Source organism: Citrobacter sp. 50677481, assembly GCF_001463265.1.
Classification (GTDB): domain Bacteria; phylum Pseudomonadota; class Gammaproteobacteria; order Enterobacterales; family Enterobacteriaceae; genus Citrobacter_A; species Citrobacter_A sedlakii.
The window spans coordinates 40,191-62,443 of sequence record NZ_LNHZ01000002.1 but is presented as its reverse complement, the minus strand read 5'-3'; the positions used below and the strand labels follow the sequence as shown (position 1 = coordinate 62,443).

The 22,253-nt window shown below is 61.1% G+C and carries 19 protein-coding genes; 6 read left to right on the top strand and 13 right to left on the bottom strand.

Features of this window, described 5'->3' with window-relative positions:
- Positions 1 to 13: 13 nt before the first annotated feature.
- Genes tssE through tssB form a run of 4 tightly spaced genes read right to left on the bottom strand, consistent with a single transcriptional unit; the run spans position 14 to position 2,910 of the window.
- Complete coding sequence (tssE, locus tag APU02_RS02675) at positions 14 to 394, bottom strand: type VI secretion system baseplate subunit TssE (RefSeq protein WP_060569239.1); 381 nt, start codon at positions 392 to 394, stop codon at positions 14 to 16.
- Positions 394 to 879 (bottom strand): Hcp family type VI secretion system effector, encoded by a 486-nt coding sequence (locus APU02_RS02670; protein ID WP_042288398.1) that lies wholly within the window; start codon positions 877 to 879, stop codon positions 394 to 396. The genes tssE and APU02_RS02670 overlap by 1 nt, the downstream gene beginning before the upstream one ends.
- 18 nt (positions 880 to 897) lie before the next feature.
- The gene (tssC, locus tag APU02_RS02665) at positions 898 to 2,379 is read right to left on the bottom strand and encodes a type VI secretion system contractile sheath large subunit (RefSeq protein WP_042288401.1); all 1,482 of its coding nucleotides are present in this window, start codon (positions 2,377 to 2,379) and stop codon (positions 898 to 900) included.
- A gap of 18 nt (positions 2,380 to 2,397) precedes the next feature.
- Positions 2,398 to 2,910, bottom strand: coding sequence for a type VI secretion system contractile sheath small subunit (tssB, locus tag APU02_RS02660; RefSeq protein WP_042289041.1), 513 nt, complete (start codon positions 2,908 to 2,910; stop codon positions 2,398 to 2,400).
- Between the two features lie 463 nt (positions 2,911 to 3,373).
- Between tssB and APU02_RS02655 the strand changes: the two genes are divergently transcribed.
- Genes APU02_RS02655 through APU02_RS02630 form a run of 6 tightly spaced genes read left to right on the top strand, consistent with a single transcriptional unit; the run spans position 3,374 to position 10,683 of the window.
- Positions 3,374 to 3,754, top strand: coding sequence for a T6SS protein Cts2N (locus APU02_RS02655; protein WP_239692840.1), 381 nt, complete (start codon positions 3,374 to 3,376; stop codon positions 3,752 to 3,754).
- Position 3,755: 1 nt separating this feature from the next.
- Positions 3,756 to 5,093, top strand: a complete 1,338-nt coding sequence (gene tssK, locus APU02_RS02650; protein WP_060569168.1) for a type VI secretion system baseplate subunit TssK — start codon at positions 3,756 to 3,758, stop codon at positions 5,091 to 5,093.
- A complete protein-coding gene (locus tag APU02_RS02645; RefSeq protein ID WP_060569167.1) occupies positions 5,077 to 5,823 on the top strand; it encodes a DotU family type IV/VI secretion system protein in 747 nt (248 codons plus the stop codon). Before tssK ends, APU02_RS02645 begins: the two co-directional genes overlap by 17 nt.
- The gene (locus tag APU02_RS02640) at positions 5,820 to 9,374 is read left to right on the top strand and encodes a type VI secretion protein IcmF/TssM N-terminal domain-containing protein (RefSeq protein ID WP_060569166.1); all 3,555 of its coding nucleotides are present in this window, start codon (positions 5,820 to 5,822) and stop codon (positions 9,372 to 9,374) included. Before APU02_RS02645 ends, APU02_RS02640 begins: the two co-directional genes overlap by 4 nt.
- Positions 9,374 to 10,294, top strand: coding sequence for a type VI secretion system ImpA family N-terminal domain-containing protein (locus APU02_RS02635; RefSeq protein ID WP_060569165.1), 921 nt, complete (start codon positions 9,374 to 9,376; stop codon positions 10,292 to 10,294). The genes APU02_RS02640 and APU02_RS02635 overlap by 1 nt, the downstream gene beginning before the upstream one ends.
- Positions 10,291 to 10,683 (top strand): DUF4280 domain-containing protein, encoded by a 393-nt coding sequence (locus APU02_RS02630; RefSeq protein WP_060569164.1) that lies wholly within the window; start codon positions 10,291 to 10,293, stop codon positions 10,681 to 10,683. Before APU02_RS02635 ends, APU02_RS02630 begins: the two co-directional genes overlap by 4 nt.
- Before the next feature lie 9 nt (positions 10,684 to 10,692).
- Here APU02_RS02630 and iolB read toward each other — a convergent pair whose 3' ends face one another.
- The 9 genes from iolB to iolD all read right to left on the bottom strand — a co-directional run bounded on the left by iolB (position 10,693) and on the right by iolD (position 22,248).
- The gene (gene iolB, locus APU02_RS02625) at positions 10,693 to 11,508 is read right to left on the bottom strand and encodes a 5-deoxy-glucuronate isomerase (protein ID WP_060569163.1); all 816 of its coding nucleotides are present in this window, start codon (positions 11,506 to 11,508) and stop codon (positions 10,693 to 10,695) included.
- 9 nt (positions 11,509 to 11,517) lie between these two features.
- Positions 11,518 to 12,408: a myo-inosose-2 dehydratase gene (iolE, locus tag APU02_RS02620; RefSeq protein ID WP_060569162.1), complete on the bottom strand. Its 891-nt coding sequence runs from the start codon at positions 12,406 to 12,408 to the stop codon at positions 11,518 to 11,520.
- Positions 12,409 to 12,419: 11 nt separating this feature from the next.
- Positions 12,420 to 14,324, bottom strand: coding sequence for a 5-dehydro-2-deoxygluconokinase (gene iolC, locus APU02_RS02615; RefSeq protein ID WP_060569161.1), 1,905 nt, complete (start codon positions 14,322 to 14,324; stop codon positions 12,420 to 12,422).
- 12 nt (positions 14,325 to 14,336) lie between these two features.
- On the bottom strand, positions 14,337 to 15,470 hold the full coding sequence (locus tag APU02_RS02610; RefSeq protein WP_060569160.1) for a Gfo/Idh/MocA family oxidoreductase: 1,134 nt from the start codon (positions 15,468 to 15,470) through the stop codon (positions 14,337 to 14,339).
- 8 nt (positions 15,471 to 15,478) lie between these two features.
- Complete coding sequence (locus tag APU02_RS02605) at positions 15,479 to 16,507, bottom strand: ABC transporter permease (protein ID WP_013098254.1); 1,029 nt, start codon at positions 16,505 to 16,507, stop codon at positions 15,479 to 15,481.
- An 11-nt stretch (positions 16,508 to 16,518) separates the two neighbouring features.
- A complete protein-coding gene (locus APU02_RS02600) occupies positions 16,519 to 18,066 on the bottom strand; it encodes a sugar ABC transporter ATP-binding protein (RefSeq protein WP_060569159.1) in 1,548 nt (515 codons plus the stop codon).
- A gap of 54 nt (positions 18,067 to 18,120) precedes the next feature.
- The gene (locus APU02_RS02595; RefSeq protein ID WP_060569158.1) at positions 18,121 to 19,050 is read right to left on the bottom strand and encodes a substrate-binding domain-containing protein; all 930 of its coding nucleotides are present in this window, start codon (positions 19,048 to 19,050) and stop codon (positions 18,121 to 18,123) included.
- Positions 19,051 to 19,081: 31 nt separating this feature from the next.
- On the bottom strand, positions 19,082 to 20,068 hold the full coding sequence (iolG, locus tag APU02_RS02590; protein WP_060569157.1) for an inositol 2-dehydrogenase: 987 nt from the start codon (positions 20,066 to 20,068) through the stop codon (positions 19,082 to 19,084).
- A gap of 254 nt (positions 20,069 to 20,322) precedes the next feature.
- Positions 20,323 to 22,248, bottom strand: a complete 1,926-nt coding sequence (gene iolD / locus APU02_RS02585) for a 3D-(3,5/4)-trihydroxycyclohexane-1,2-dione acylhydrolase (decyclizing) (RefSeq protein ID WP_060569156.1) — start codon at positions 22,246 to 22,248, stop codon at positions 20,323 to 20,325.
- Between the last annotated feature and the right edge of the window lie 5 nt (positions 22,249 to 22,253).

The window sequence follows — 22,253 nt, the reverse complement described above, 5'->3', positions numbered from 1 at the left end:
TCCCTTGTATCGCCTATTGCCAGTTGCCGTTGCGCCAGCACAACTCCAGTAGCAGCGGCGCGTCGTCATTCCATAGCTGCGCGTCGATATGCAGCGCCAGCGTCTGCTGGCGCGCATCCTTCACGCTCACCGTCAGCGCCACGATCCGCGGCTCAAGGCGCAAAATCGCGCTGCGCAGCTGGCGACAGAACTGGCTGAGCGCCCGTTCGTCGTCCGCATTCAGTCCGTGCCATTCCGGCATACCCCAAACAAGCAGCGGCGGCAGCTCTTCGGTCTCCTGCGGGGCGCGGGCATTGAACAGGCGGATCAGTTCGCGGCGCACCGACTCACGCGGCGGGACATTCTCATCTCCCAGCCTGTCGAGCAGCGCAACCGGAACGGACGACGACATCATCATTTATCTTTCTGGTTCATCGCCATATCCCAGACGGAGGAGGAGTTCCCCTCTTTCTGCCCTGCCGATTTCTGGGCGGTGATTTCCCATTTAATTTTCGTGAAGTTCAGCGACATGGTCTCCACCGGCTTGCCGCCGGATCCGCCGCTGACGCTCAGGTGCGAAATAATGACGTTGCTTAAGGTGTAGACAATAAACGGCAGCATATTGCCGTTGTCGTTACGGCACAGCGTCAGCAACGCCGTGGGAATGACCTTCCCGCTGCAGCAGTATTCGTTAAGCACCGGAGTGGCGAGGTCGACAAACTTGGTCAGCGAGAATTCGCCGACGTGAGCGCGCCCGGAGGTGCGCTCGGTGTTGCTGACGTCGTTGGTGACCTGCATCGCCACGTTATGGCTGTAGGACATGATCTCGATCTGCTTCTCAAACCCTTTCACCTGACTTTCGCCGGTAATGTTGTCCAGCTTTAAAAAAATCGCATCCATGGTTTATCTCCTTAACGATCAGGCCGCGGCCGGCGGCGGCAGTTCCGCCACCAGGCGAATCGAGGTAGTCAGCTCTTCGAGCTGGAAGTGCGGGCGCAGAAACACTACGGCGCGATAAACCCCCGGCTTGCCGGGCACTTCGCTGACGTCGATGCGCGCCTCACGCAGCGGATAACGCGCTTTGATCTCCTGCGGGGCGGTGTCGCGCAGCAGCACATAGTCGGCAATCCAGTTGTTGAGATAGCTTTCCACCTCGTCGCGGCTCATAAAGCTGCCGATCTTGTCGCGCATGATCACCTTCAGATAGTGAGCAAAGCGGGAGGCGGCGAGGATATAGGGCAGCATCGCCGAAATGCGCGCGTTGGCGTTGGCTTCCGGGGTGTTGTAGATCTTCGCCTGGTTGGTGGTCTGCCCGCCAAAGAAGGCGGCGGTATCGGTATTCTTCTTGTGGCACAGGGCGATAAAGCCGAGATCGTTAAGCTCCTTCTCACGGCGATCGGTAATGGCGATTTCCGTCGGGCAGCGCAGGCTGATGTCGCCGGAAGGGGTGGAGAACGTGTGCGCCGGAAGATGCTCCACCAGTCCGCCGCCTTCCGCGCCGCGGATCGCCGCGCACCAGCCGTAGAGCGCGAACGCTTCGGTGATCCGGTTAGCCAGCACCCAGGCGGCGTTGCCCCACAGGTATTTGCTGGCGTCCAGCCCGTCAACGTCCTCAACAAAGTTAACCCCTTCCACTGGCACGGTGTCCGGCCCATACGGCAGACGCTGCAACACGTGCGGCAACACCAGCGACACATAGCGGGAATCTTCGCTTTCGCGGAAGGAGCGCCATTTGATCAGCTCGCTGCTCTCGAAAATCTTCGCCAGATCGCGCGGCACACTCAGCTCGGCGAACGATCCCATGTCGAACAGACGCGGGCTGGCGGCGGCGATAAACGGCGCGTGAGCGGCAGCGGCCACCTGCGAAATCTTCTCCAGCAGCGCCACATCCTGCGGGTGGCGGCCAAATTCAAAGTCGCCAACCAGCACGCTGTAGGGGTTGCCGCCGAAAGTGCCGTACTCCTCTTCATACAGCTTCCTGAACAAGGTGCTCTGGTCGAATTCAACCGCTTTTTCCAGATCGTCCTGTAGCGCTTTACGCGAAACGTTCAACAGGCGCAGTTTCAGGCGAGAGCTGGTTTCGGTATTCATCACAAACTGATGCAGGCCGCGCCAACTGGCTTCCAGCTTCTGCATATCGGGGTGGTGCAGGACTTCGTTAAGCTGAGCGCTGATCAGTTCGTCAATTTGCGCAATGCGATAGTTGATCATGGCGATGGTGTCGCTTTCCACGACCATGCCTTCGTCAAGAATTTGCGTCGCCAACTCTTCCAGCATGTCGCGCGCGTAGGTCTGCTGTAGCTCGTCGCGCGCCATGCGGCCTTCCTGAATGATACGATCCAGTACGCTTAGCGTGACCGTCTGCCCGCCGGTTTCAACCTGTTCCTGAACATTATCCATTGTCCGTCTCCTTTTCGGTTACGCGTTATCCACCGGAGTGTCTTCCGTTGCCGGGCGCAGCGCCTGTAGCTCGGCGTTGTCGGTGATCACCTTCTGCAACAACATGTCCAGATCGTCATTGCCGTCCAGCTTGGTCAGCAGATCGCGCAGACGCTGGCGGGCAAGAAGCAGGCGCTGGAGGGGCTTAATCTGGTTGATAATGTTGAGGGGCGTGAAGTCTTCGAAGGTTTTGAAATTCAGCTCGACGTTGAATTTGCTGCCATCGTTCGCCAGACGGTTGTTCACCTGCATCGCCAACCGGGGAGAGATGGACGCGAGCACGTCATCAAAGTTATCGCGGTCGATTTCAACGAACCGACGCTCGCGGAGTTTTTCCGGCGGAGAAATGGGCTGGCCGGATAAATCAGCCAGAATACCCACAACCAGAGGCAATTCTTTTTTCTCGATGGCACCACCGGTTTCAACATCATAAGTAATTTGAACGCGCGGCGGCCTTATTCTGTTGAGTTTATGCTGAATGCTTTCTGCCATGATCAATCCTTTTTTATGCAAAAATATTCCTGATGTCAAAGATATGACACCTTTTAATTCGCGAGCACGACTCCTGAATAACGCTTTCTGTTATAAAAAACACAACAACAAATAAATTTCAACCTAATTTTTACTTATTCATCATGACATTCCCATTTGATTAAAATCAATCAACAAAAAATTAATATATAAAAATCAATAAATTACAAACAAACAAAAATCAAAAAAAATAATTTGGGATGAAAACATTCGCTCTTTGAATATGTTAAATTTAACATTTATCTTTTGTATGCCGTGCCAAATAATGATTTAAATCAAAAAACCTTTTCCCTGCATTAACTATTTTCTTAGCGGGGATATAAAAGGATTTTATATGACTTCCAGCCTGTGCCGTTCGCTGTACATTATTTTATTCAGTTTATTCTGCATGCAAATTTGCGCCTGTTCATTGTGGCAATCCCAAGTGCATTTAAATGCAGTCACCATTGATACGGCGCCCGATGCCAATGATAACGCGCCTGTCGCCGTGGATATTGTCGCTATTGCCGACGCCTCGCTGGTTCCCACCATTCAGGCGCTTTCGGCGGCACAATGGTTTAACGCCAGATCGCAGTTGCTACGCGACGCCCCCGGCGGACTCCGCGTCTGGTCTCTGGAACTGGTCCCCGGTTCGCGCTTTGTCGCCGAAGATAACCCGCTTCGCGGCGCGCCGGCGGAAGCGCTGGTGCTGTTCGCCCGCTACCGCAGTGAAGGCGATCACCGGTTACGGCTGGACAAACGGGATTCTCTGCATTTGCTGTTGATGACGGATGAGGCGGTTATCGCGTCTGCTCAAGGAAAGTAATATGAACGCAATTCCCGAAATGGTTTGCTGGTATGAAGGGATGGCGATGCTGCCCCAGCATTTTCAGTTACAGTCGCTGCGTAACGACGCCCTCGCTGCCGCCCTCGCCCACTGCGCCAACCCCTGTTTCTGGGGCGTCATCCGGATGGAAGTGGATGACGCGGCGCTGTGCGCAGGAACGCTGCGACTGCTGCGCCTGGAAGCGATCATGCCCGACGGTCTGCCGGTGGACTACGATATCAGCCGCGATCCGCCGCTGGAATTTGACTGCGCCGCCCTGCTGCCAGCCTCTCCCGACAGCGCGCACGCGCTTTGGCTGGCCGTTGCTCCGGCAAACCGCGCGGGGATCTGGCAACTCATGAATACCCGCTATCGCTCCATTAACAGCGCGCCGCTGCCCGATCTCGCCAGCGGCGAGTTTCCCGAAAGCATTCCGCTCTGGCAGCCCGCGCCGCGGCTAATCAGCCAGCACGAACGTACCGACTCCGTCTGTCTGCCGCTGCTTCAGGTTGTTTATACCGAAGGCGGCTTCCGGCAAAACGACTGGTTCGCTCCCACGCCGGCGTTGAGCGAAAGCAGCTATCTGATTCGCCATACCCGTCACCTCTGTCTACAGGCGCGGGAAAAAATCCTTTTTCTTAGCCGGGAGATGCAGTTAGCGCAGCAGAATCAGCAGACTACCGACTGGCTCAGGCTGGCCCTGTCGCTGCAAAGCCTGCAGGGAGCATTGCCGCTGCTGGAGTGCCTGTTGAACAGCGGCAAGCCGCACCCGCTCGACCTCTGGCGCGCGCTCTGTCTGTTTACCGGCCAGACGGCAATCCTCAGCGACGAGAAAACCCTGCCGCTGCTGCCCAGGTTTGACTATCAAGACATGCTGCCCGGCTTCGCCACACTCTTTACCCACCTGAACACTCAGCTTGCCCGTATCCGCCGTCGCCTGCTGCGGCTGCACTTCAGCCACCAGGAGAACCACTTCGCGTTGATGTTACCGACGGGGATTAACGCCGGGGAACGGATAACCCTCGGCGTGCTGATGCCGCACAGCAGCACGCTGTCGGCGGAGTCCTGGCTCCGGCAAAGCCTGATTGCCAGCCAGCCGTTTCTGGCGATCCTGCGACGCCAGCGGATGCACGGCATGGGCATTACGCCACTGGCGGCAGAGAAGCGCGGAGAATGGGAAACCGACCCCGCCATCGCCCTGTTCTCGCTGACCCTCACCACGCAGTGGTTTGAAAAAGAGACGCCGCTGGTTATCGCGCCGCTACATGAAACCGACGTCATACCGGAACGGATTGTGCTTTACCGCCAGGAGGATCACGACGATGCCGATCGCGCCTGATATGCCCGCCTGTCGCCTGTTTGACGACGTATTTTCCCGCTGGCTGGCACAGTTTGAACACTGGAAAAGCACCACGCTTTCCCCGCCAGAACTGCACCGCGAGGCGTTTGACTACAGTTGCCAGACGGTGGCGGAATATGGCCGACGTTTGAACCTTGAGCTGGGCGCACCGTTCCATGCGCATATCGATGCCGCGGTTTATGCCCTGGTGGCGCTGATTGATGAAACCGTACTCTACAGCGACTGGCCCGCGCTGAGCTTCTGGCAGACGTGCCCGCTGGAATATCACCTGTGGCAGAGCCACAGCGCGGGCGATCGTTTTCCTCTGCGCGTGCAAACTCTGCTTGAAGCGCGCAACCCAGCCGAGCGCGATCTGGCCGCCCTCTACCTGCGCTGCCTGACGCTCGGCTTTGGCGTCAGACGCAGCGATTTTGATGCTCAGGCGCATCAGGAGACCTGCCGGCTACTCTGGCGCTTCGCCTTCCAACAGGACGCGGCGGCTGACGGGATCGCAGCACGGCTTGACGCCAACTCACTGGGTTCGCCGCTACAGCTCCCGCTCCGCCGACGCTTACCCGACAACTCGCGCCTGCACCTGATTGGCATCATCGTCCTGCTGGCGCTATTGCTGTTAAGCCAGCGGCTTTGGCTGAGCATTGAAGACGCCATTGGCGCCACTACGCTGCCGACCTTTTCGATCGGCCAGATCTGCGGAGGGGATAAACCATGACGCAGCCCTGGCTGACGCTGGTGATTATCGTACTGGTTTTACTGGCGCTGACCTGCTGGGTCGTCTGGTGGCAATGGGACTACCGTAATAACGCCTTTAACCGCGCGCAGAAGGAGATACAGCGAGCCTGTGGCGGGCAGGATCGCTATGACAGTACGCGTATTTTGATGCTGGGCGACGAAGAAATGAATCGCCTGCTCTGTCGCAGTTGGTCACTCACCGACGGGCTGGAGCACTGGTTTGGACAGTGGTGGTTTAATCCGCAGTGCAGCCTGCTCTGTGTGCCCCAGGCCCTGCAAAACCCCGGCAAGAAACATCTTATCCGCCAGAACGAATGGCAAAAAACCCTTGCAGCGTTGGTAAGAAGCCGCCCCCAGCGCCCGCTCGATGCGCTGATCGTCACTCTGCCGCTGGAGGCGCTGATCGGCGGCGATAACACCCGCGTTCAGTTGCTCAATAACTGCCAACAGATCCAACAGGTGTGCGGGCTAAGCCTGCCGATTTATCTGCTGATCGGCGGTCTTGAGAGCCTGGACGGCATGCAGGCGCTGCTGGAAATGCTGCCGGAGCAGGCGCGACGCAGTGCTATTGGCAGCCCCATTCCGGTGGCCCGGGAGGCTGTCTGGAAGCCGCAGTGGATCGACGATGCGCTGGACAACACCCGTCACGCCCTGCGTCAGGTAATTTGCGAACTCGGCGCCCTGAATGGGCAGATTCCCCCGTCGTTGTTTCGCCTGCCGGCGTCTTTTCTGCCCCTCGCCACGCCGCTGCATGATTATTTTGATTCGCTACTCAGCAACAATGCCCGTGACGAGCCGCCGTTGCTGCGCGGCATCTGGTTCGTTGCCCGCAGCATAACGGACGATAAGCCGCAGATGCAGTTTTGCCAGAACCTGCTGGACGGGAAAATCGCCGCCGAACGCGGACTGGCGATGCCGGTTCGCCGACTGCTGCGTCTGAACCTGCGACGGCAGTTTGTTACCCTCACCTGCTACAGTTGCCTGTGCGTGCTGTGGCTGGCCGTGATGACCTGGCGCTGGCAGTATCAGCACACCAACGCCCTGCTGCTGCACGATCGCCTGCAACTGCTCGCCAGCCAGACCGCAGAACCCGGCGCGCCCGGCGAGCGTACAGCCGCTTTTTACTGGCGCATTCTCAATGCCATTCCGCAGTGGCAGTTCAGCTCCGTTGTCTGGCCGGGTTCGCTGTTCAGCCGTACGGACGGCAAGCTGCGCGAGACCCTGCATAGCGCCACCCTGACCAGCCTGCTGCTGCCCGCCGCTAACGGCGTCTGTCAGCAAAACCTGAACGTCCTGCGCAACGAAGAGGACGCGCGGGAAGATCTGCTGCCGGACGAACGCTACCGGCAGATTGAGACGCTGCTGGGAGAAACAAAGCAGATGGAGACCCGCTATCTGCCGCTACTTCAGCTATTGCAGGTAAAACAGCCGACAGTCACGACGCTGGTGAACGTCTCGTCCTCCATCTGGGGGGTCACCGTTGACGTTGATTCTTTGCCCGCGCAAGACAGCCTGAATGCGTTGTTCGCCACTCTCAACATCGCCCGTCTGCATCTGCCGGACGCCAGCGAACTGACCCGGCGAAACAGCGAGCTGTTTTCTCGTGAAACGATGCGCTGGCTGGAACAGAACTACGGGGACACCAGTCTCGATGACAGCGAAGAACGGCTGGAGAAACTCCTGGCGCTGTTCAGTAACGATACGCGGATCACGCCACTGTTTGTCCGCTCGCTGGTGCGCCAGATTGGTCGTCTACAGGCAACGCTGGCGACCATCAACAACCTGAGCCGCGACGCGGCGCACTCCCCTGTCCGGCTTCCCCTTGATGAGCTACTGACCCAGGCGCGCGGTCTGCGGCTTATCGACAATCGCGTCATTCCGCAATTGCTACGCCATGAAGCGCTGCTACGCCAGCGCTTCATGGCGCAAGTGGATGATTCGCGGCTGCATTTCTCTTCGTTAACCGAACAGTCACCAGATGGCAATTTCAGCGTTTCGCCGGATATTCTCGCCCTGCAAAAAAGTCTGCGCGATCTGCTCAACCACCCTTTCTGGCAGCGTGGCGTGGACCTGACGCCGATAGCCAGCACGGGCTATCCTGGCGTACTTCAGTTGCAGCAGGCACAGCAGTTGTTCAGCGGTTACCAGCGCTATGTCCAGCAATTGCCTGACAGTCTGTGGCGGCCAAAGCTGGTCGCGCTGGCGCAGAACGCGGTGGAGAACGCCATGAACCTGGCGCTGTATGCGGACGCGCCAGATTCGGCGCAAGGAAGCGCTGTCAGCATTGCCGATGCGGACCGGGTAATCGACGCCTTTAGTCAACTCGCCCGACCACAGCGCGCCGCCCGGCTGCGCCAGCAAATCGCAGCGCAGGTCATGGCGCGGGTGAGCCAGCAGGGCGGCGCGCTGCTGCCAAACATGGCGCCTCCCGCGATTGCCTATGCCACGCCGGAGCAGGCGCAGGCCAGTGGCGAACGGATCGCCGCCTGGTCGACGGCCCAGGCGGAACAGATCTCCGCCACGCTCACCCGCTATCAACAGGACGTCACCTGGCTTGACGGACAGCGCCCATGGCTGTCGGCGGCGGAGAATCAGCAAATCGTCCGCTGGGTTAATTCCCTGAACGCCATGCAGCGTCTGCTACAGCAGGACCCGACCAGTCCCCCGGCGCAAATGACCACCCTCGCAACCGCGCTGCCGACCCTGACCGCGCAAAACTGCCAGAGCGAACTGGCGCAGTTCACCGCCTCCGGCGGCAATGATTTTTACAGCCAGTCGCTGACAGCGCTGGTCGGCGCCGCGCAGCAAAACTGCCGCCAGTTGCGCCAGCAGGCCAGCGTCAGCACGACGCAGAAGATCTTCAACCTGTATAACGTCTGGCTGGCGGGGCATTTCCCGTTTACCGCCGTGCCGCACGCGCCGGACGCAGATGTCGATCGGGTCCGCGAACTTACCGTACTGCTTGATACGCTGCCGCCGGAATCTCTGACCGGACAGCCGCCGCTGATCCAACAACTGGCAGCGGCAAAACCGCTACTGGCGGCTCTCGTCTCACCGAAGGGCGTTGCGGTACGCGTCCTCTGGCGCACCTCGCGCAATAACGAGTCCGGCGCAGATCAAATAGTCGACTGGCGGCTGAGCGGAAATCAACAGACCCTCAGCTACCCCGGCGGCGCACAGGTGGATCTGCACTGGCGCAGCGGCGACGCTCTGAGCGTAAGCCTGCGCTGGGCGAAAAACTCCGCATGGCGGCCATTGCCGGGCGCATCACAGCCAGGCATAACCGTTGTCGGCGATACGGGGCGCTGGCGCTGGCAAGGCGCGTGGTCGCTGTTGCGAATGATTGCACAACAGCGCGTCGGCGGCGCACTGGCCCAGCCGCTGCCGCTGCGCTTCACCCTTCCCGTGGGCGACGGTCAACTGCGCGCAACGACTACCGTGTATTTACAGGTGGCGTTACTGGATGCGGAAGGTAAAGCGCCGTTGCCCTGGGTAAGGCTCACCGAACAAGGATTATCAGGAGAGGATTAATGGAACATATTGAAGCACTGCTGGCCCCTGTCCGCGCCGACTGCCCCTGCGGCGAGTCGATACGCTACTCGCCAGAGTTTGACCAACTGGTCGCCGCCCGCCAGCAGGATGACGAGACGCTGCCTACCGGCGTCTGGCAAAGCACGCCCCGGCGCGCTGACTGGGAAGCGGTCGCCCGCATTGCCAGCGAACTGACCGTCACGGGCAGTAAAGATCTGGTGATCATGGGCTGGCTCGGCGAGGCGTGGCTGCGCCTGCGCGGGCTGCTTGCCCTGCCCGATGCGCTGGCGCTGCCCGTACTGGCGCTGGAGCGTTATCCGACAGAGTTGCATCCACAAATTCAAGCGGGTGATTACGACTATCGCGCCGCACCACTTAGCTGGCTGGCGCAGCGCTACGCGCTGCTGGTGGCTGACGCGCCGCTGTTTTTATCCGAGGATGAGAGCGTGTCGTTGACGAGGTGGCAGCAGGGCAACGTTGCCAGATTTCTCTCCCCCGAGAAGCAGGCGCCGATTGTGCAGGCGCTGGCGACAAGCCTGGAATGGCTGCAACGCCTGAACGCCGTCTGCCAGCACTGGCCAGAGGCTTCTGCCCCCTCGTTTACTAACCTGGAGCAAAAGATTAAAACCTGTCAACAGGCACTGGGCAGCGCACTGCCTGAACAGATACTGCCAGCCGCGCAACCAGCCGCACCGATGCTTGTCCATGGAGCGGCTTTCGGCAGCCGCGAAGAAGCCTATCAGATGCTCAGGCAGATCGCGGATTATTTGCAGAGCACCGAGCCGCACAGCCCGGTGCCCTACTTGTTGCAGCGCGCCTGTGTGTGGGGAAATACGCCGCTGCCGGAGTTGCTTAATGAACTGATCAGCGGCGATGAGGCCGCCCGCCGACTGTGGCGGCAACTGGGAGTCTTACCATGAGTTGTCCAGGAGTATGTAATGGCGCGACGCTGCAATGCTCGTTTGGCCTCGCGCCTTCCACGCTGTGCGTAGTGCCCATCAGCCGTACTCTGGTAAACAGCGTGCCAATGGCGAATATCATGGACAACAAATCGTTCGTGAACATTTTGCCGTTCGGGATGTGCAGCAGTATGGCTAACCCGACCGTGGCCGCCGCGACCGCCGCGGCAATCGGGGTGCTGACGCCGATGCCCTGCATTCCCGTAACCATAGCTCCCTGGATGCCCGGTTCGCCGACAATACTGGTGGGCGGCATGCCCGCCCTGACCGCGCAGTCGAAGCTGATGTGCAACTGGGGCGGCGTGATTCAGATTGTGTTTCCGGGACAGGTGACGACCATCGTGACGTAATTCTCCTGTTCACCTGGCGGGATAATCCCGGTTAATCCACGCGTGCTCGTCTTCCCAGGTGAACATCCATTTGCGCACCGGCCCGGCCATCACGTTGAGGTAATAGCTGTCATACCCGGCCATCGTCGCCACCGGATGGTAGCCCTTCGGCACCATCACCACATCGCGGTTGTAGACCGCCATGCACTCGTCCAGCGTTTTGTCGTCGGTGTAAACCCGCTGCATGCAGAACCCCTGATCCGGGTTGAGGCGATGGTAGTAGGTCTCCTCCAGGTAGGTCTCCTGCGGCGGGTTATCCGTATCGTGCTTATGGCTCGGGTACGAGCTGGTGCAGCCCTCACTGGTCCACACCTCCACCACCAGCAGGCTGTCGGCGGGCTTGTCTTCCGGCAGAATGTTGTGCACGTAGCGCTGATTATGCCCCTTGCCGCGCGCCTCACCGTCGATATCCTGCGGGGCAATCAGCCGCGTCGGATAAGCGCCTTTGCCGGGAGCGGCGCAGACCGCCAGCTCCAGCCTCGTCAGCGCCTTCACCTGCACCGTATCCTGCGGGGTGACGTAAACCGCCCACGGCTTGATGCGCTCGAACGGGCTCATCCGCTCGCCAATGTCGTTAAACTGCGCGGAAGGCGTGCTGACGGAGGCGCGCCCGGCCACCAGCACCAGACAGCGCTCTTCGCTGACCGCGGGCAGCGTCAGCTCCTGCCCCTCCTGGAGTTCATAGGCCTCAAAGCCAACATATTCCCAGCCGGCGCGTTCCGGCGTGACGGACTGGGTGCGCCCCTCACCGTTCGGCTGTTGCCAGCGTGATAGCAGACGTGACATGTCACCTCCTCAGATAAGCCCGGCGTCGCGCGCCAGGCGGCTCAGGTTGTTATACCCCAGACGGGCGTAGGTCAGCGGATGGGCAATCGCCGGATCCTGCTCGGCCTCCACCACCAGCCAGCCGTGATAGTCCTGCGCCTTCAGCAGCCGCATAATCGGCGGGTAATCCACGCAGCCGTCCCCCGGCACGGTAAACACGCCGCTCAGCACCGCGTCGAGGAAGCTGGTTTTGCGGTTTCTCACGTCCGCCAGCACGTCGGCGCGCACGTCTTTGCAGTGGACGTGGTTGATGCGCGTCGCCCAGCGCTGCGCCACCGCCAGCGGATCGGCCCCGGCAAAGGTCAGATGCCCGGTATCCAGCAGCAGTCCCACCTCTTCGCCGGTATGGGTCATCAGGTTGTCCACGTCGTCGGCAGACTCAATCACCGTGCCCATATGGTGATGGTAGGCAATCTGCACCCCCTGCCGCTGCGTATAGCGCGCAAACTCGGTGAGCTTCTCGCCATACTCCTTCCAGCGATCCTGCGGGAAGCGCGGGCGCAGGTGCACCGGAGTCTGCTGCTCGCCGTGAATGCAGCCGCTCACCTCCGCAAACACCAGCACCTTCGCCCCCAGCTCGCGCAGCAGCGTCAGGTGCGACTGCACGGCGGCGATCTCCTCCTCCACGCTGCGCTCCAGCAGGCGGCCGGAGTACCAGCCGGAAACCAGCAGCAGGTCGTGGCGCTGCAGAATGGGGCCAAGCAGGCGCGCTTCGCGCGGGAATTTGTTGCCCAGTTCGAAACCGGCAAAACCGGCCTCTTTGCCTTCGCTCAGACAGGTCTCCAGCGGCGTCTCCGCGCCGAGCGAAGGCAGATCGTCGTTCGTCCACGTCAGCGGGTTGATGCCCAGTTGTACACTCATTGTCGTCTCCATTATGCGTGCCCGCGCTCGCGCCACCAGGCGATAAGCTGCAGGTAATTGTCCCGAATGCGCGACACCAGCTGCGCATCGTCGATATCGTGCTTCAGCCATGCGCGGGAAGCGTCGCCGAACAGCGTGCGCCCCACGGCAAACCCCTTCACCAGATCGTGCCCCGCCGCGGCGTTAAACCCGGCGCGTAGCTGTTCGGCCGGCGCGTCCAGCCCGAGGATCACCACTCCGCGGCAGTGCGGATCCCTGCGTTCGATAATTTCGCCGAGCGACGCCCAGCCGTCGGCTGAGAGCGGCGGCAGCTTCCACCAGTCCGGGTAAATGCCCAGGTTGTAGAAGCGGGAGATGGCGCGCAGGTAAAGTTCATCGCTGCGCGGCATGGTCGCGGGCAGGATCACCTCCAGCAGCAGCTCATGCCCGGACCGGCAGCAGGCGCGGTAGACTTCGGCAATTTTCTGCTCCTGCTCCAGGCGCAGGCCGTGGGCATCTTCCGGATGGAAAAAGACCAGGCACTTCACCACGTGCTCCTGCGGCCAGCTGATGAGCTGGGTGCCGATATTGCCGTGCTCCATTTCCAGCGGCCGCGAGCCCGGCAGCTCAATGGGCCGCCCGATCCACCACCCTTCCCCGGTGATCGCGTTCAGCGCGTCCTGACCAAAGGTGCCGTCGCACAGCAGACCGGCTTTGCCCTCCAGCCCGGCGCGGCTCGCCGCCTCGCGGCTGGCCTGCAGGATCAGCTGCTTCAGGGCCGGAATGCGCCCAAGCGACGCGCCGCACTGTATAGCCATATCCTCAAGCTGGCTGCGGTGATCGAACGCCATCACGCACAGCTCGGGCCATTCACGACGGCGGGTGGTGACGCGATGAAGATGGTTCAGGCGCGGATCGAGATCCGGACGCGGCACATTCGCGGCGCGGGAGAGATAATCGTCCAGCTCGATTTTGCTCGGCATCGCCGGGGCGCAGCCGTGGCGCGAGACCACCAGCGCGCCGCAGGCGTTGGCGTAGCGGCACGCCTGCTCCCAGCCCTCGTCGTTCAGGTAGCCGCGCAGCAGGCCGGACATAAACGCGTCCCCCGCGCCGAGAACGTTCAGCACCTCCACGCGCACGCCGGTCACCGTCAGGCCGTCGTCCAGCCGGGGCGGAATGGCGTCGGTATAGACCGAACAGCCGAGCGCGCCGCGCTTGCAGACCAGCGTGGCCTGACTCACGTCGCGCACCCTTTCCAGCGCCTGTAAGGTATCCGTGCTGCCGCCCGCAATGTGGAACTCCTCCTCGGTGCCGACAATGACGTCGAAGAGGTGCAGCACCTCCTGCAGCTCGCGGGTGACCCGATCGGCGGGAATAAAGCGCGTTTCGCCGTCGCCCAGGGAGGTCAGCCCCCACAGCACCGGGCGGTAATCGATGTCCAGCACCGTGCGCACGCCGTGACGGCGGGCATAGCCCAGCGCCGTCAGCACCGCCTCGCGGGTCTGGGGGTTAGAAAGGTGAGTCCCGGTGATGGCAAGACACCGTGCGGAGGCGATGTAGCTTTCGTCCACATCGCTGGCGGTAATCGCCATATCCGCGCAGTTATCGCGGTAAAAAATCAGAGGAAAGGTGTCCCGGTCTTTAATGCCGAGCAGCACCAGCGCCGTGAGGCGTTCTTTATCGGTAATCAGATGGCTGGTGTCGCAGCCCACCTGGCTTAACTCTTCGCGCAGGAAGCGGCCCATATGTTCATCGCCCACGCGCGCCAGCATTGAGGAGCGCAGACCCTGGCGCGCGGTGCCGTACGCCACGTTGCCGGACGATCCGCCGAGATATTTGGCGAAGCTCGAGACATCCTCCAGGCGGGCGCCAATCTGCTGGCTGTAGAGGTCTACCGCCACGCGGCCCATGCATATCACATCAAACTGCTTTTCCACGTTGATACCTCTTCAAACAATGTCGTTCACGTTCAGCCAGCGGCCCTGCTGGTGCGAGAGTGCGATGGCGTCCAGCACGCGCGACACCTTCCAGCCCTCTTCGAAGTCCGGCCACATCGGGGCGTCGGCGGCAATGCCGTCCACCAGGTCGCGCACCTCCACCGTTTTTTGATCGTTAAAGCCGATCCCGTGGCCCGCGCCCATGCAGAACGCGGCGTAGTCCGGGTGCGCCGGGCCGACCAGCAGCGTGCGGAACCCCTGGCGGTTGACCGGATCGTCATGCAGATAGAGCTTCAGCTCGGCCATGCGCTCCTGGGTAAAGCTGATGGCGCCTTTCGTCCCGGTGATGACGTACGACAACCCCATCTTGCGGCCACAGGCGACGCGGGAGGTTTCAATCACACCCTGCGCCCCGCCCGCGAAACGTACCATCGCGTGGGCCTGGTCCTCGTTTTCGACGGCAATCATGTCCGACGATCCGGCCTTCGCCGGGCGTTCCGGGACCACAATCTTCAGGTCGCCGCAGACCTGCTCAATCTCGCCCACCAGGTACTGGGCCATATTGACGATGTGCGCCGCGAGGTCGCCCAGCGCTCCCAGCCCGGCGGTCTCCCTGAAGCAGTGCCAGTGAATGGGCGACAGCGGGTCGGCCATATAGTCTTCGTTGTGGGTGCCGTAGAAGTGGATCACCTCGCCAATCTCGCCGCGGGCGATAATCTCCTTCGCCAGCTGCGCCGTCGGGTTTTTCATGTAGTTGAACCCCACCAGGGTTTTCACCCCTGCCCGCCTGGCGGCGTCGACCATCTCGCGCGCGTCGTGGGCGTTCAGCGCCAGCGGCTTTTCCGAGTAGACGTGCTTGCCGTGGCGGATCGCTTCCAGCGCCATCTCTTTATGCAGATGGTTGGGCGAGCAAATATCCACCACGTCAATAGCCGGGTCGGCCACCAGCGCCCGCCAGTCTCCCGTTGAACGGTTGAAGCCAAACGCCCGGGCGCGCTCTGCCGCCAGCGCCGGGTTTACCTCGGCCACCATCTCGCGCACCAGCCTGCCGCGCAGGTTGAACACCGTCGGGGCCTGGGCATAGGCGATGGCGTGCGCCTTGCCGATATACCCGGTGCCGATTAATCCAATACGAACCTCTTTCATCACGATCCTCACAGTGCGCCGCGACGGCTCTTGGCGTAGGTGTCGAACGCCACCGCCAGAACGATAATTAATCCGGTGATAATCTGCTGGTAGTAGGCCGAGACGTTCATCAGCACCAGGCCGTTAATCAGAATACCCATGATGATGGAGCCGATAATGGTGCCGCCGATGCGCCCGTAGCCGCCCATCAGCGAGGTGCCGCCAATCACCACCGAGGCGATGACGCGCAGCTCAAAGGAGATCCCGGCCACCGCCTCGGCGCTCCCCAGACGCGCGCTGAGGATGAAGCCCGCCAGCCCCGCCAGGCAACCAATCAGCACGTAGACGCTGACCAGCACGCGCTTCACGTTGACACCCGCCAGGCGCGCCGCCTCCGGGTTGCCGCCGATGGCGTAGACGAAGCGGCCCCAGCGGGTTTTGTGCAGCGCCAGATAGCCGCCAACGGCGACGATGGCGAAGATCCAGATCGGAATGGAGATGCCGAGCAGCTCCCCGCGCCCCCACCAGCGGTAGCCCTGATCGAAACCGGCGATCGGCGCGCCGTCGTTAATCACCAGGGTCAGGCCGCGCCAGATGGTCATCCCCCCGAGAGTGACGATGAACGGCGGCAGGCGCAGGCGGGTGACGCCCAGACCGTGCAGAAAGCCAATCGCCGTGCCCATCGCCAGGCAAATCCCCAGCCCAATCAGCCAGCTCATGCCGCCCCAGGCGTTCGGGTCGACGGTGGTAAAGTTGTCGCCCTTGATCACGTACGCTGCGGTCATGGCGCACACCGCCAGAATGGAGCCGACGGAGAGGTCGATCCCGGCGGTCAGAATGACGAAGGTCATCCCCACCGCCATGATCCCGTAGATGGAGACCTCAGTCAGGATGTTGAAAATATTGCGTTCAGAGAAAAAGTTGCTGTTCTGCGACTGGAAGAAGATCAGCAGCAGGATCATGAAAATCAGTACCCCGAAGCGCTCGAAGAAGGCGATGGGATCGATGCGTCCGGCGCGTTTGACCGGGGCCTGCGTTTTAGAAATCATCTGCGTCATGAGAAACTCCGTTATGCCGCGTTCAGGGCGTTGTGGTTGATGGCCATCATCGTCATCAGCCGTTCTTCGTTAGCGTCGTCGCCGTGGATCTCGCCGGTCACCCGGCCTTCGCTGAGGGTGATGATCCGGTCGGACACCGCCATCACTTCAGGCAGATCGGAGGAGATCACGATCACCGCCACGCCCTTTTTCGCCATGTCAAACAGCACCTGGTGCACTTCCGATTTGGTCCCCACGTCGATGCCGCGCGTCGGCTCGTCGACGATCAGCACCCGAGGGTTGAGCGCCATGCAGCGCGCGAGGATCACTTTTTGCTGGTTACCGCCGGAGAGCTTGCGCACCTCCTGCTCGCTGTTGACCATTTTGATCTGCAGCGCCTGGCGGTAGGACTCAATCAGGTCGTCCTCTTTGCGGGTGTTCACGAACCAGCGCCACTGCAGCAGAGACGAAAGGCAGGAGAGCGACAGGTTGTCGCGAATCGACAGCCCCAGCACCGCCCCCTCTTTTTTGCGATCTTCAGGAACCAGCGCCACGCCCTGGTCGAGGGCATACAGCGGATCGCGCGGCTGGTACGGCACGCCGTCCAGCTCAAAGCTGCCCGAGGTAAACGCGTCCGCGCCAAACAGGCAGCGCGCCACTTCGGTGCGTCCCGCGCCCACCAGCCCGGCAATGCCTAACACTTCCCCGGCGTGGACGTGGAAGCTGATGTCGTGCAGGGCGATGCCGTGCGGATCCAGCGGCGGCTTTTCGCGGCTCAGCCCCTTCACCGCCAGGCGGACAGGTTTATCTTCATGGTGGGTTTCGCTGGCGGGACGACGGTTAAACGCCACGTCGCGCCCGACCATCAGGCGAATCAGTTGTTCGACGGTGGTCTCCGCCACCGCGCCGGTACCGGTGAAACGACCGTCCTGAAACACGGTGAAGCGATCGCAAAGTTGAAACACTTCGTGCAGACGGTGGGTAACGTAAATAATGCTGACCCCACGCCCCTTTAGTTCCCGCACCACGCGGTGCAAACTTTCCACTTCGCTGTCGCTCAGCGCGGCGGACGGTTCGTCCATAACGATCAGCTTCGCGTTCAGGGTTAACGCGCGGGCGATCTCCACCATCTGCTGCTGCGCGACGCTCAGGCGGGCGACGGGCGTGGTCGGGGCGACGTTCAGCTGCAGGTAATCGAGGATGACCTGCGCCTCCTGATTCACCGCCTTTTCGTCGACGATCAGGTTACGCCTGCGCGGCTCGCGCCCGAGAAACATGTTCTCCGCGACGGTCATGTTGGGCAGCAGGTTGAACTCCTGATAGATGGTGATAATCCCCTTGTTCTGCCGCTCCACCGGGGAATCGTCCAGCGGCAGCGCTTCGCCGTTAAACCAGATCTCCCCGCGCGTTTGCGGCTGCGCCCCCGCGAGCGCCTTCAGCAGCGTGGATTTTCCCGCCCCGTTTTCCCCCAGCAGGGCGTGTATTTCTCCGCTGCCGACGGTCAGTTGTGCGCTGCTTAAGGCCCAGACGCCGGAAAAGCTTTTCGCCAGGTCGGTCACTTTCAGTAAGGGTTGCGACATCGGTCTGCTCCTCCTTCAGAGTGCGCCGCCGCTCGCGCGGCGGATGCGGATAGATCAGTTACCGGCCTCGCCGATGCGCTCAGCCTGCTGCAGGTTCTCTTTGGTGATCAGCGTCGGCGGGTAGTCAGCCCCGGTGATGGCGGTTTTGTCGCGCACGTTGGCCACCAGCTGGCTCATCGCCGTTTTGACCGCAAAGCCCGGACGCTGATCCGCCGTCACCGCCAGCCAGCCCTCGCGCACGCGGGCCAGCGCTTCCGGTACCGCATCAAAGCCGGTCACCAGTATTTCGCCCGGCTTCACGCCCTGGCTTTGCAGGGCTTCAATCGCCCCCAGCGCCATATCGTCGTTGGCGGAGAGGATCACCTGCGGGCGTTTCGGCAGAGATGGCAGGACGCTTTCAACGATGCGCATCCCTTCTGAACGCATCCAGTTGCCGGTCTGATCGGCGACGATCTTGTATTTATCGCCACCCGCCTTCAGGCTGTCGCGGATCCCTTTGGTGCGTTCAATATTGGAGGAGGAGCCGGGCTGACCGGTGAGCAGTATGATCTCCGCACCGTTGGGGAACTTGCTTTTCACGAAGTTGCCAATCGCCTGGCCGCCTTTGTAATTGTTGGCGCCAAAGTGCGGCACTTTCTTCTGACTGTCGACGGAGCGGTCAAGGGTGACGACCGGGAGCTTCGCCTCCTGAATTTCATCCACCGCGCTGGAGACCGCGTTCACGTCGTTCGGGGAGACGATAAAGCCCCGCGCCCCGCGGGTGATGGCGTTTTCCAGGTCAGCCACCTGTTTCGGCGAGCTGCCCTGCCCGTCCAGCACCTGAAGCTGCACGCCCATCTCTTTTGCGGCCTTCACCGCCGTGCGCTGCATGTGAACTTCAAACGGCATGGCCAGGTTTGGCGTACTGAAAACAATTTGCTCGTTTTCGGCGAGGGCGGCCCCGGACGTTACGGCGATGAGGGCGGCTACGATCAGTTTTTTCATTATTATGTCTCTCTGTGTAGGGTGGGTGTGTTTAGAGGACGATCTCGCGCTGGCTGCGCAGTGATTCCAGCGCTTTATCCGCGAGGTACAGCGCTCGTTCGCCGTCATCGCCGCTACAATCCGGCACCGCTTCGCCGCGCAGGACCGCAACAAAGTGTTCCCATTCCGCGGCGTAAGCGGATTTGTAGCGCTGGAGGAAGAAGTGTTCCGGCAGCGCGCTGGTGCAGCCCTGTTTTCCGTAGTGCTGCACCTGGTTTTCAAGAATATTGCCCGCGCAGAGCAGCCCTTCGGAACCGTGCAGCTCCAGACGCTGGTCGTAGCCGTACGAGGAGCGGCGGCTGTTGACGATGGTCGCCATCGCGCCGGAGGCGTATTTCAGAACGATAAACGCGGTATCGATATCCCCCGCCTCGCCAATCGCCGGATCCACCAGGTTGCTGCCCTGCGCATACACCGACACCGGCTCTTCGCCCATGATGAAGCGCGCCATGTCAAAGTCGTGGATGGTCATGTCGCGGAACATGCCGCCGGAGACGCGCACGTACTCCGCAGGCGGCGGAGACGGATCGCGGGAAATAATCAGCAGCGATTCCGGGTTGCCGATGCGCCCGGCCTGCGCCTCGGTTTTCACGCGGCGGAACTGCGGGTCGAAGCGGCGATTAAAGCCGATGAACAGCGGCACGTCGTACTCTTTGACCACTTTCAGGCAGTCGCGCACGCGGGCGAGGTCGAGGTGTACCGGCTTTTCGCAGAAGATGGCCTTGCCGTGGCGGGCGGCCAGTTCAATCAGATCCGCGTGGGTATCCGTTGCCGAAGCAATCAGTACGGCATGAACGTCAGGGTCGGTCATCGCCTCCTCCAGGCTCTGCTGGCGGGCCTGATACTGCGTGGCGAGACGGGTGGCAAATGCCTGATTCGGGTCGACCACCGACCACAGCGTGGTCGCACTGTGGCTGGCGATGTTAGCTGCATGTACCTGGCCGATTCGGCCAGCGCCCAGTAAAGCAATGTTAAACATAACGGCTCCCGGTATTGGTGAATGCAATGAACTAACGACCCTTTAAATAAAACATTTATTTCATTTTTATAAATAGTGAAAATTATGTTTTTGAGTGCGAGTTAACAGTTTTGAGATGAACGAGATAATTTTTGTTATCAATCTCACAACATGAGCGGCGATATACGGAAAGAACATCGCCCTCTCCCGGATGGGGAGGGCGCGGAAAACACAGGAAGAGAAAATGAAATGAAAATTTCGTTACGGCGGGAAAACTAATACTGACGCGCTTTTTTTACCTGCGCTTGCGTCAACGCGGCGGCTTCGCGCACCGCGGGCGAGTCTGCCACCTGCGCATCGCCGGTTCGCCACCACGAGGCGTAATCGTGGGTCATGGTCTTCGGCAGCACCTTAATATCCAGCAGCGTCGGGCCAGGATGGGCGCGGGACGCCGCCAGCGCCGCCAGCAGGCCTGGTTCATCGTGTACCCGCCACGCGCGGCAGCCGTAACTTTCCGCGTTTTGCGCGAAATCGACCTTCACCAGCGGTCCGTCAAGTTGCCCGGTTTCCGGGTTGCGTCGGCGATTTTCGGTGCCAAAGCTTCCCATACCGTGCCCCATTTGCAGGTTGTTAATGCAGCCGAAGCTGGCGTTATCAAACAGCAGAACGGTGACCTTAATCCCCTCCTGCACCGCGGTTTGCAGCTCGGAGTGCAGCATCATGTAGGAGCCATCCCCCACCATGGCGTATACCGGCTGTTCGGGTCTCGCAATCTTCGCGCCAATCGCGGCCGCTATCTCGTAGCCCATGCAGGAGTAGCCGTACTCCAGATGATAGGTGTCGGGCGTTTTAACCTGCCAGAGGCGCTGCAAATCTCCCGGCAGCGATCCGGCTGCCCCCACCACGATGGCGTTGTCTTCAACATGCTGATTAATCAGCCCCAGCACCCGCGTCTGGGTCAGGCGGGTGTTGAGCGCCTCGCCGTATTCCGCCAGCTGCGCGTCCAGGTGTCCCGCCACCTCGGGCGCATCTGCCGGATGCCACTGGCGATCCCACAGGCGGTGACACTCGTTGCGCCAGGCGGCTTTCGCCTGAGCAATCTCCTCTCCCCAGCCGCTGCGGTAATCCTTCAGCGCATGGGTCAGGGCCTGCAGCCCGGTCCGGGCATCGGCAATCAACGCGGTGGCGTCGAGCTTCAGGGCGTCAAATTCGGCTACGTTCAACAGCAGAAACTCGACGTCCGGATGGGCAAACAGTGCCTTGGAGCCGGTGGTAAAGTCGGTCAGGCGCGTGCCGACGCCAATTACCAGGTCGGCCTGTGGCGCAAGCTGGTTGGCCGCCAGCCCGCCGGTGACGCCAACCCCGCCCAGATTAAGCGAGTGGTCACTGACCAGCGACCCCTTTCCGGCCTGGGTTTCAGCGAACGGCAGATGCAGCGTCTCGACAAATTCGCGCAACGCCTCATGCGCGCCGGAATAACGTACCCCGCCGCCGCATACCACCAGCGGGCGACGCTTACGGGCAATCAGCGCCCGCGCGTGTTCAAGCCGCTGGGGGTCGGGCGATCGACGTTCAATGTGATGCACGCGACGGGCAAAAAAGCTCATCGGATAATCCCAGACCTCGCCCTGTACATCCTGTGGCAAACAAATGGTCACCGCGCCCGTATCCGCGGGGTCAGTGAGTGCTCGCATCGCGTTGAGCATGGCGCTCATCAGTTGCTCCGGTCGGTTGATGCGGTCCCAGTAGCGGGAGACCGGACGGAAACAGTCGTTGGTGCTGATGCTGAGATCGTGATACTGCTCAATTTGTTGCAAAACCGGGTCCGGCTGGCGGCTGGCGTAGATATCTCCCGGCAGCAGCAGCAGCGGGATGCGGTTCGCGGTGGCAGTAGCTGCAGCGGTTACCATATTGGCGGCGCCCGGCCCGACGGAGGAAGTGACGGCGAAAATACGCTGACGGCGATGCTGTTTGGCGAACCCCGTCGCCATATGGGCGATGCCCTGCTCGTTGCAGCCCTGCATTACCTGCAGATGGCCCGGATCCTGCTCCAGCGCCTGGCCGATACCCAGCACGTTGCCATGACCAAAAATGGTCGCCACGCCCTCCACGAAGGGCGTTTCGTTGCCGTCAACGCTGACGTACTGTTGATTAAGGAACCGGACCAGCGCCTGGGCCATGGTCATACGTTCGGTTTGCATAACAC

Bases quoted from the DNA above. Each gene is read 5' to 3' on its own strand.
- tssE (WP_060569239.1), bottom strand. From the start codon at position 394: ATGATGTCGTCGTCCGTTCCGGTTGCGCTGCTCGACAGGCTGGGAGAT.
- APU02_RS02670 (WP_042288398.1), bottom strand. From the start codon at position 879: ATGGATGCGATTTTTTTAAAGCTGGACAACATTACCGGCGAAAGTCAG.
- tssC (WP_042288401.1), bottom strand. From the start codon at position 2,379: ATGGATAATGTTCAGGAACAGGTTGAAACCGGCGGGCAGACGGTCACG.
- tssB (WP_042289041.1), bottom strand. From the start codon at position 2,910: ATGGCAGAAAGCATTCAGCATAAACTCAACAGAATAAGGCCGCCGCGC.
- tssK (WP_060569168.1), top strand. From the start codon at position 3,756: ATGAACGCAATTCCCGAAATGGTTTGCTGGTATGAAGGGATGGCGATG.
- APU02_RS02645 (WP_060569167.1), top strand. From the start codon at position 5,077: ATGCCGATCGCGCCTGATATGCCCGCCTGTCGCCTGTTTGACGACGTA.
- APU02_RS02640 (WP_060569166.1), top strand. From the start codon at position 5,820: ATGACGCAGCCCTGGCTGACGCTGGTGATTATCGTACTGGTTTTACTG.
- APU02_RS02635 (WP_060569165.1), top strand. From the start codon at position 9,374: ATGGAACATATTGAAGCACTGCTGGCCCCTGTCCGCGCCGACTGCCCC.
- APU02_RS02630 (WP_060569164.1), top strand. From the start codon at position 10,291: ATGAGTTGTCCAGGAGTATGTAATGGCGCGACGCTGCAATGCTCGTTT.
- iolB (WP_060569163.1), bottom strand. From the start codon at position 11,508: ATGTCACGTCTGCTATCACGCTGGCAACAGCCGAACGGTGAGGGGCGC.
- iolE (WP_060569162.1), bottom strand. From the start codon at position 12,408: ATGAGTGTACAACTGGGCATCAACCCGCTGACGTGGACGAACGACGAT.
- APU02_RS02610 (WP_060569160.1), bottom strand. From the start codon at position 15,470: ATGAAAGAGGTTCGTATTGGATTAATCGGCACCGGGTATATCGGCAAG.
- APU02_RS02605 (WP_013098254.1), bottom strand. From the start codon at position 16,507: ATGACGCAGATGATTTCTAAAACGCAGGCCCCGGTCAAACGCGCCGGA.
- APU02_RS02600 (WP_060569159.1), bottom strand. From the start codon at position 18,066: ATGTCGCAACCCTTACTGAAAGTGACCGACCTGGCGAAAAGCTTTTCC.
- APU02_RS02595 (WP_060569158.1), bottom strand. From the start codon at position 19,050: ATGAAAAAACTGATCGTAGCCGCCCTCATCGCCGTAACGTCCGGGGCC.
- iolG (WP_060569157.1), bottom strand. From the start codon at position 20,068: ATGTTTAACATTGCTTTACTGGGCGCTGGCCGAATCGGCCAGGTACAT.
- iolD (WP_060569156.1), bottom strand. From the start codon at position 22,248: ATGCAAACCGAACGTATGACCATGGCCCAGGCGCTGGTCCGGTTCCTT.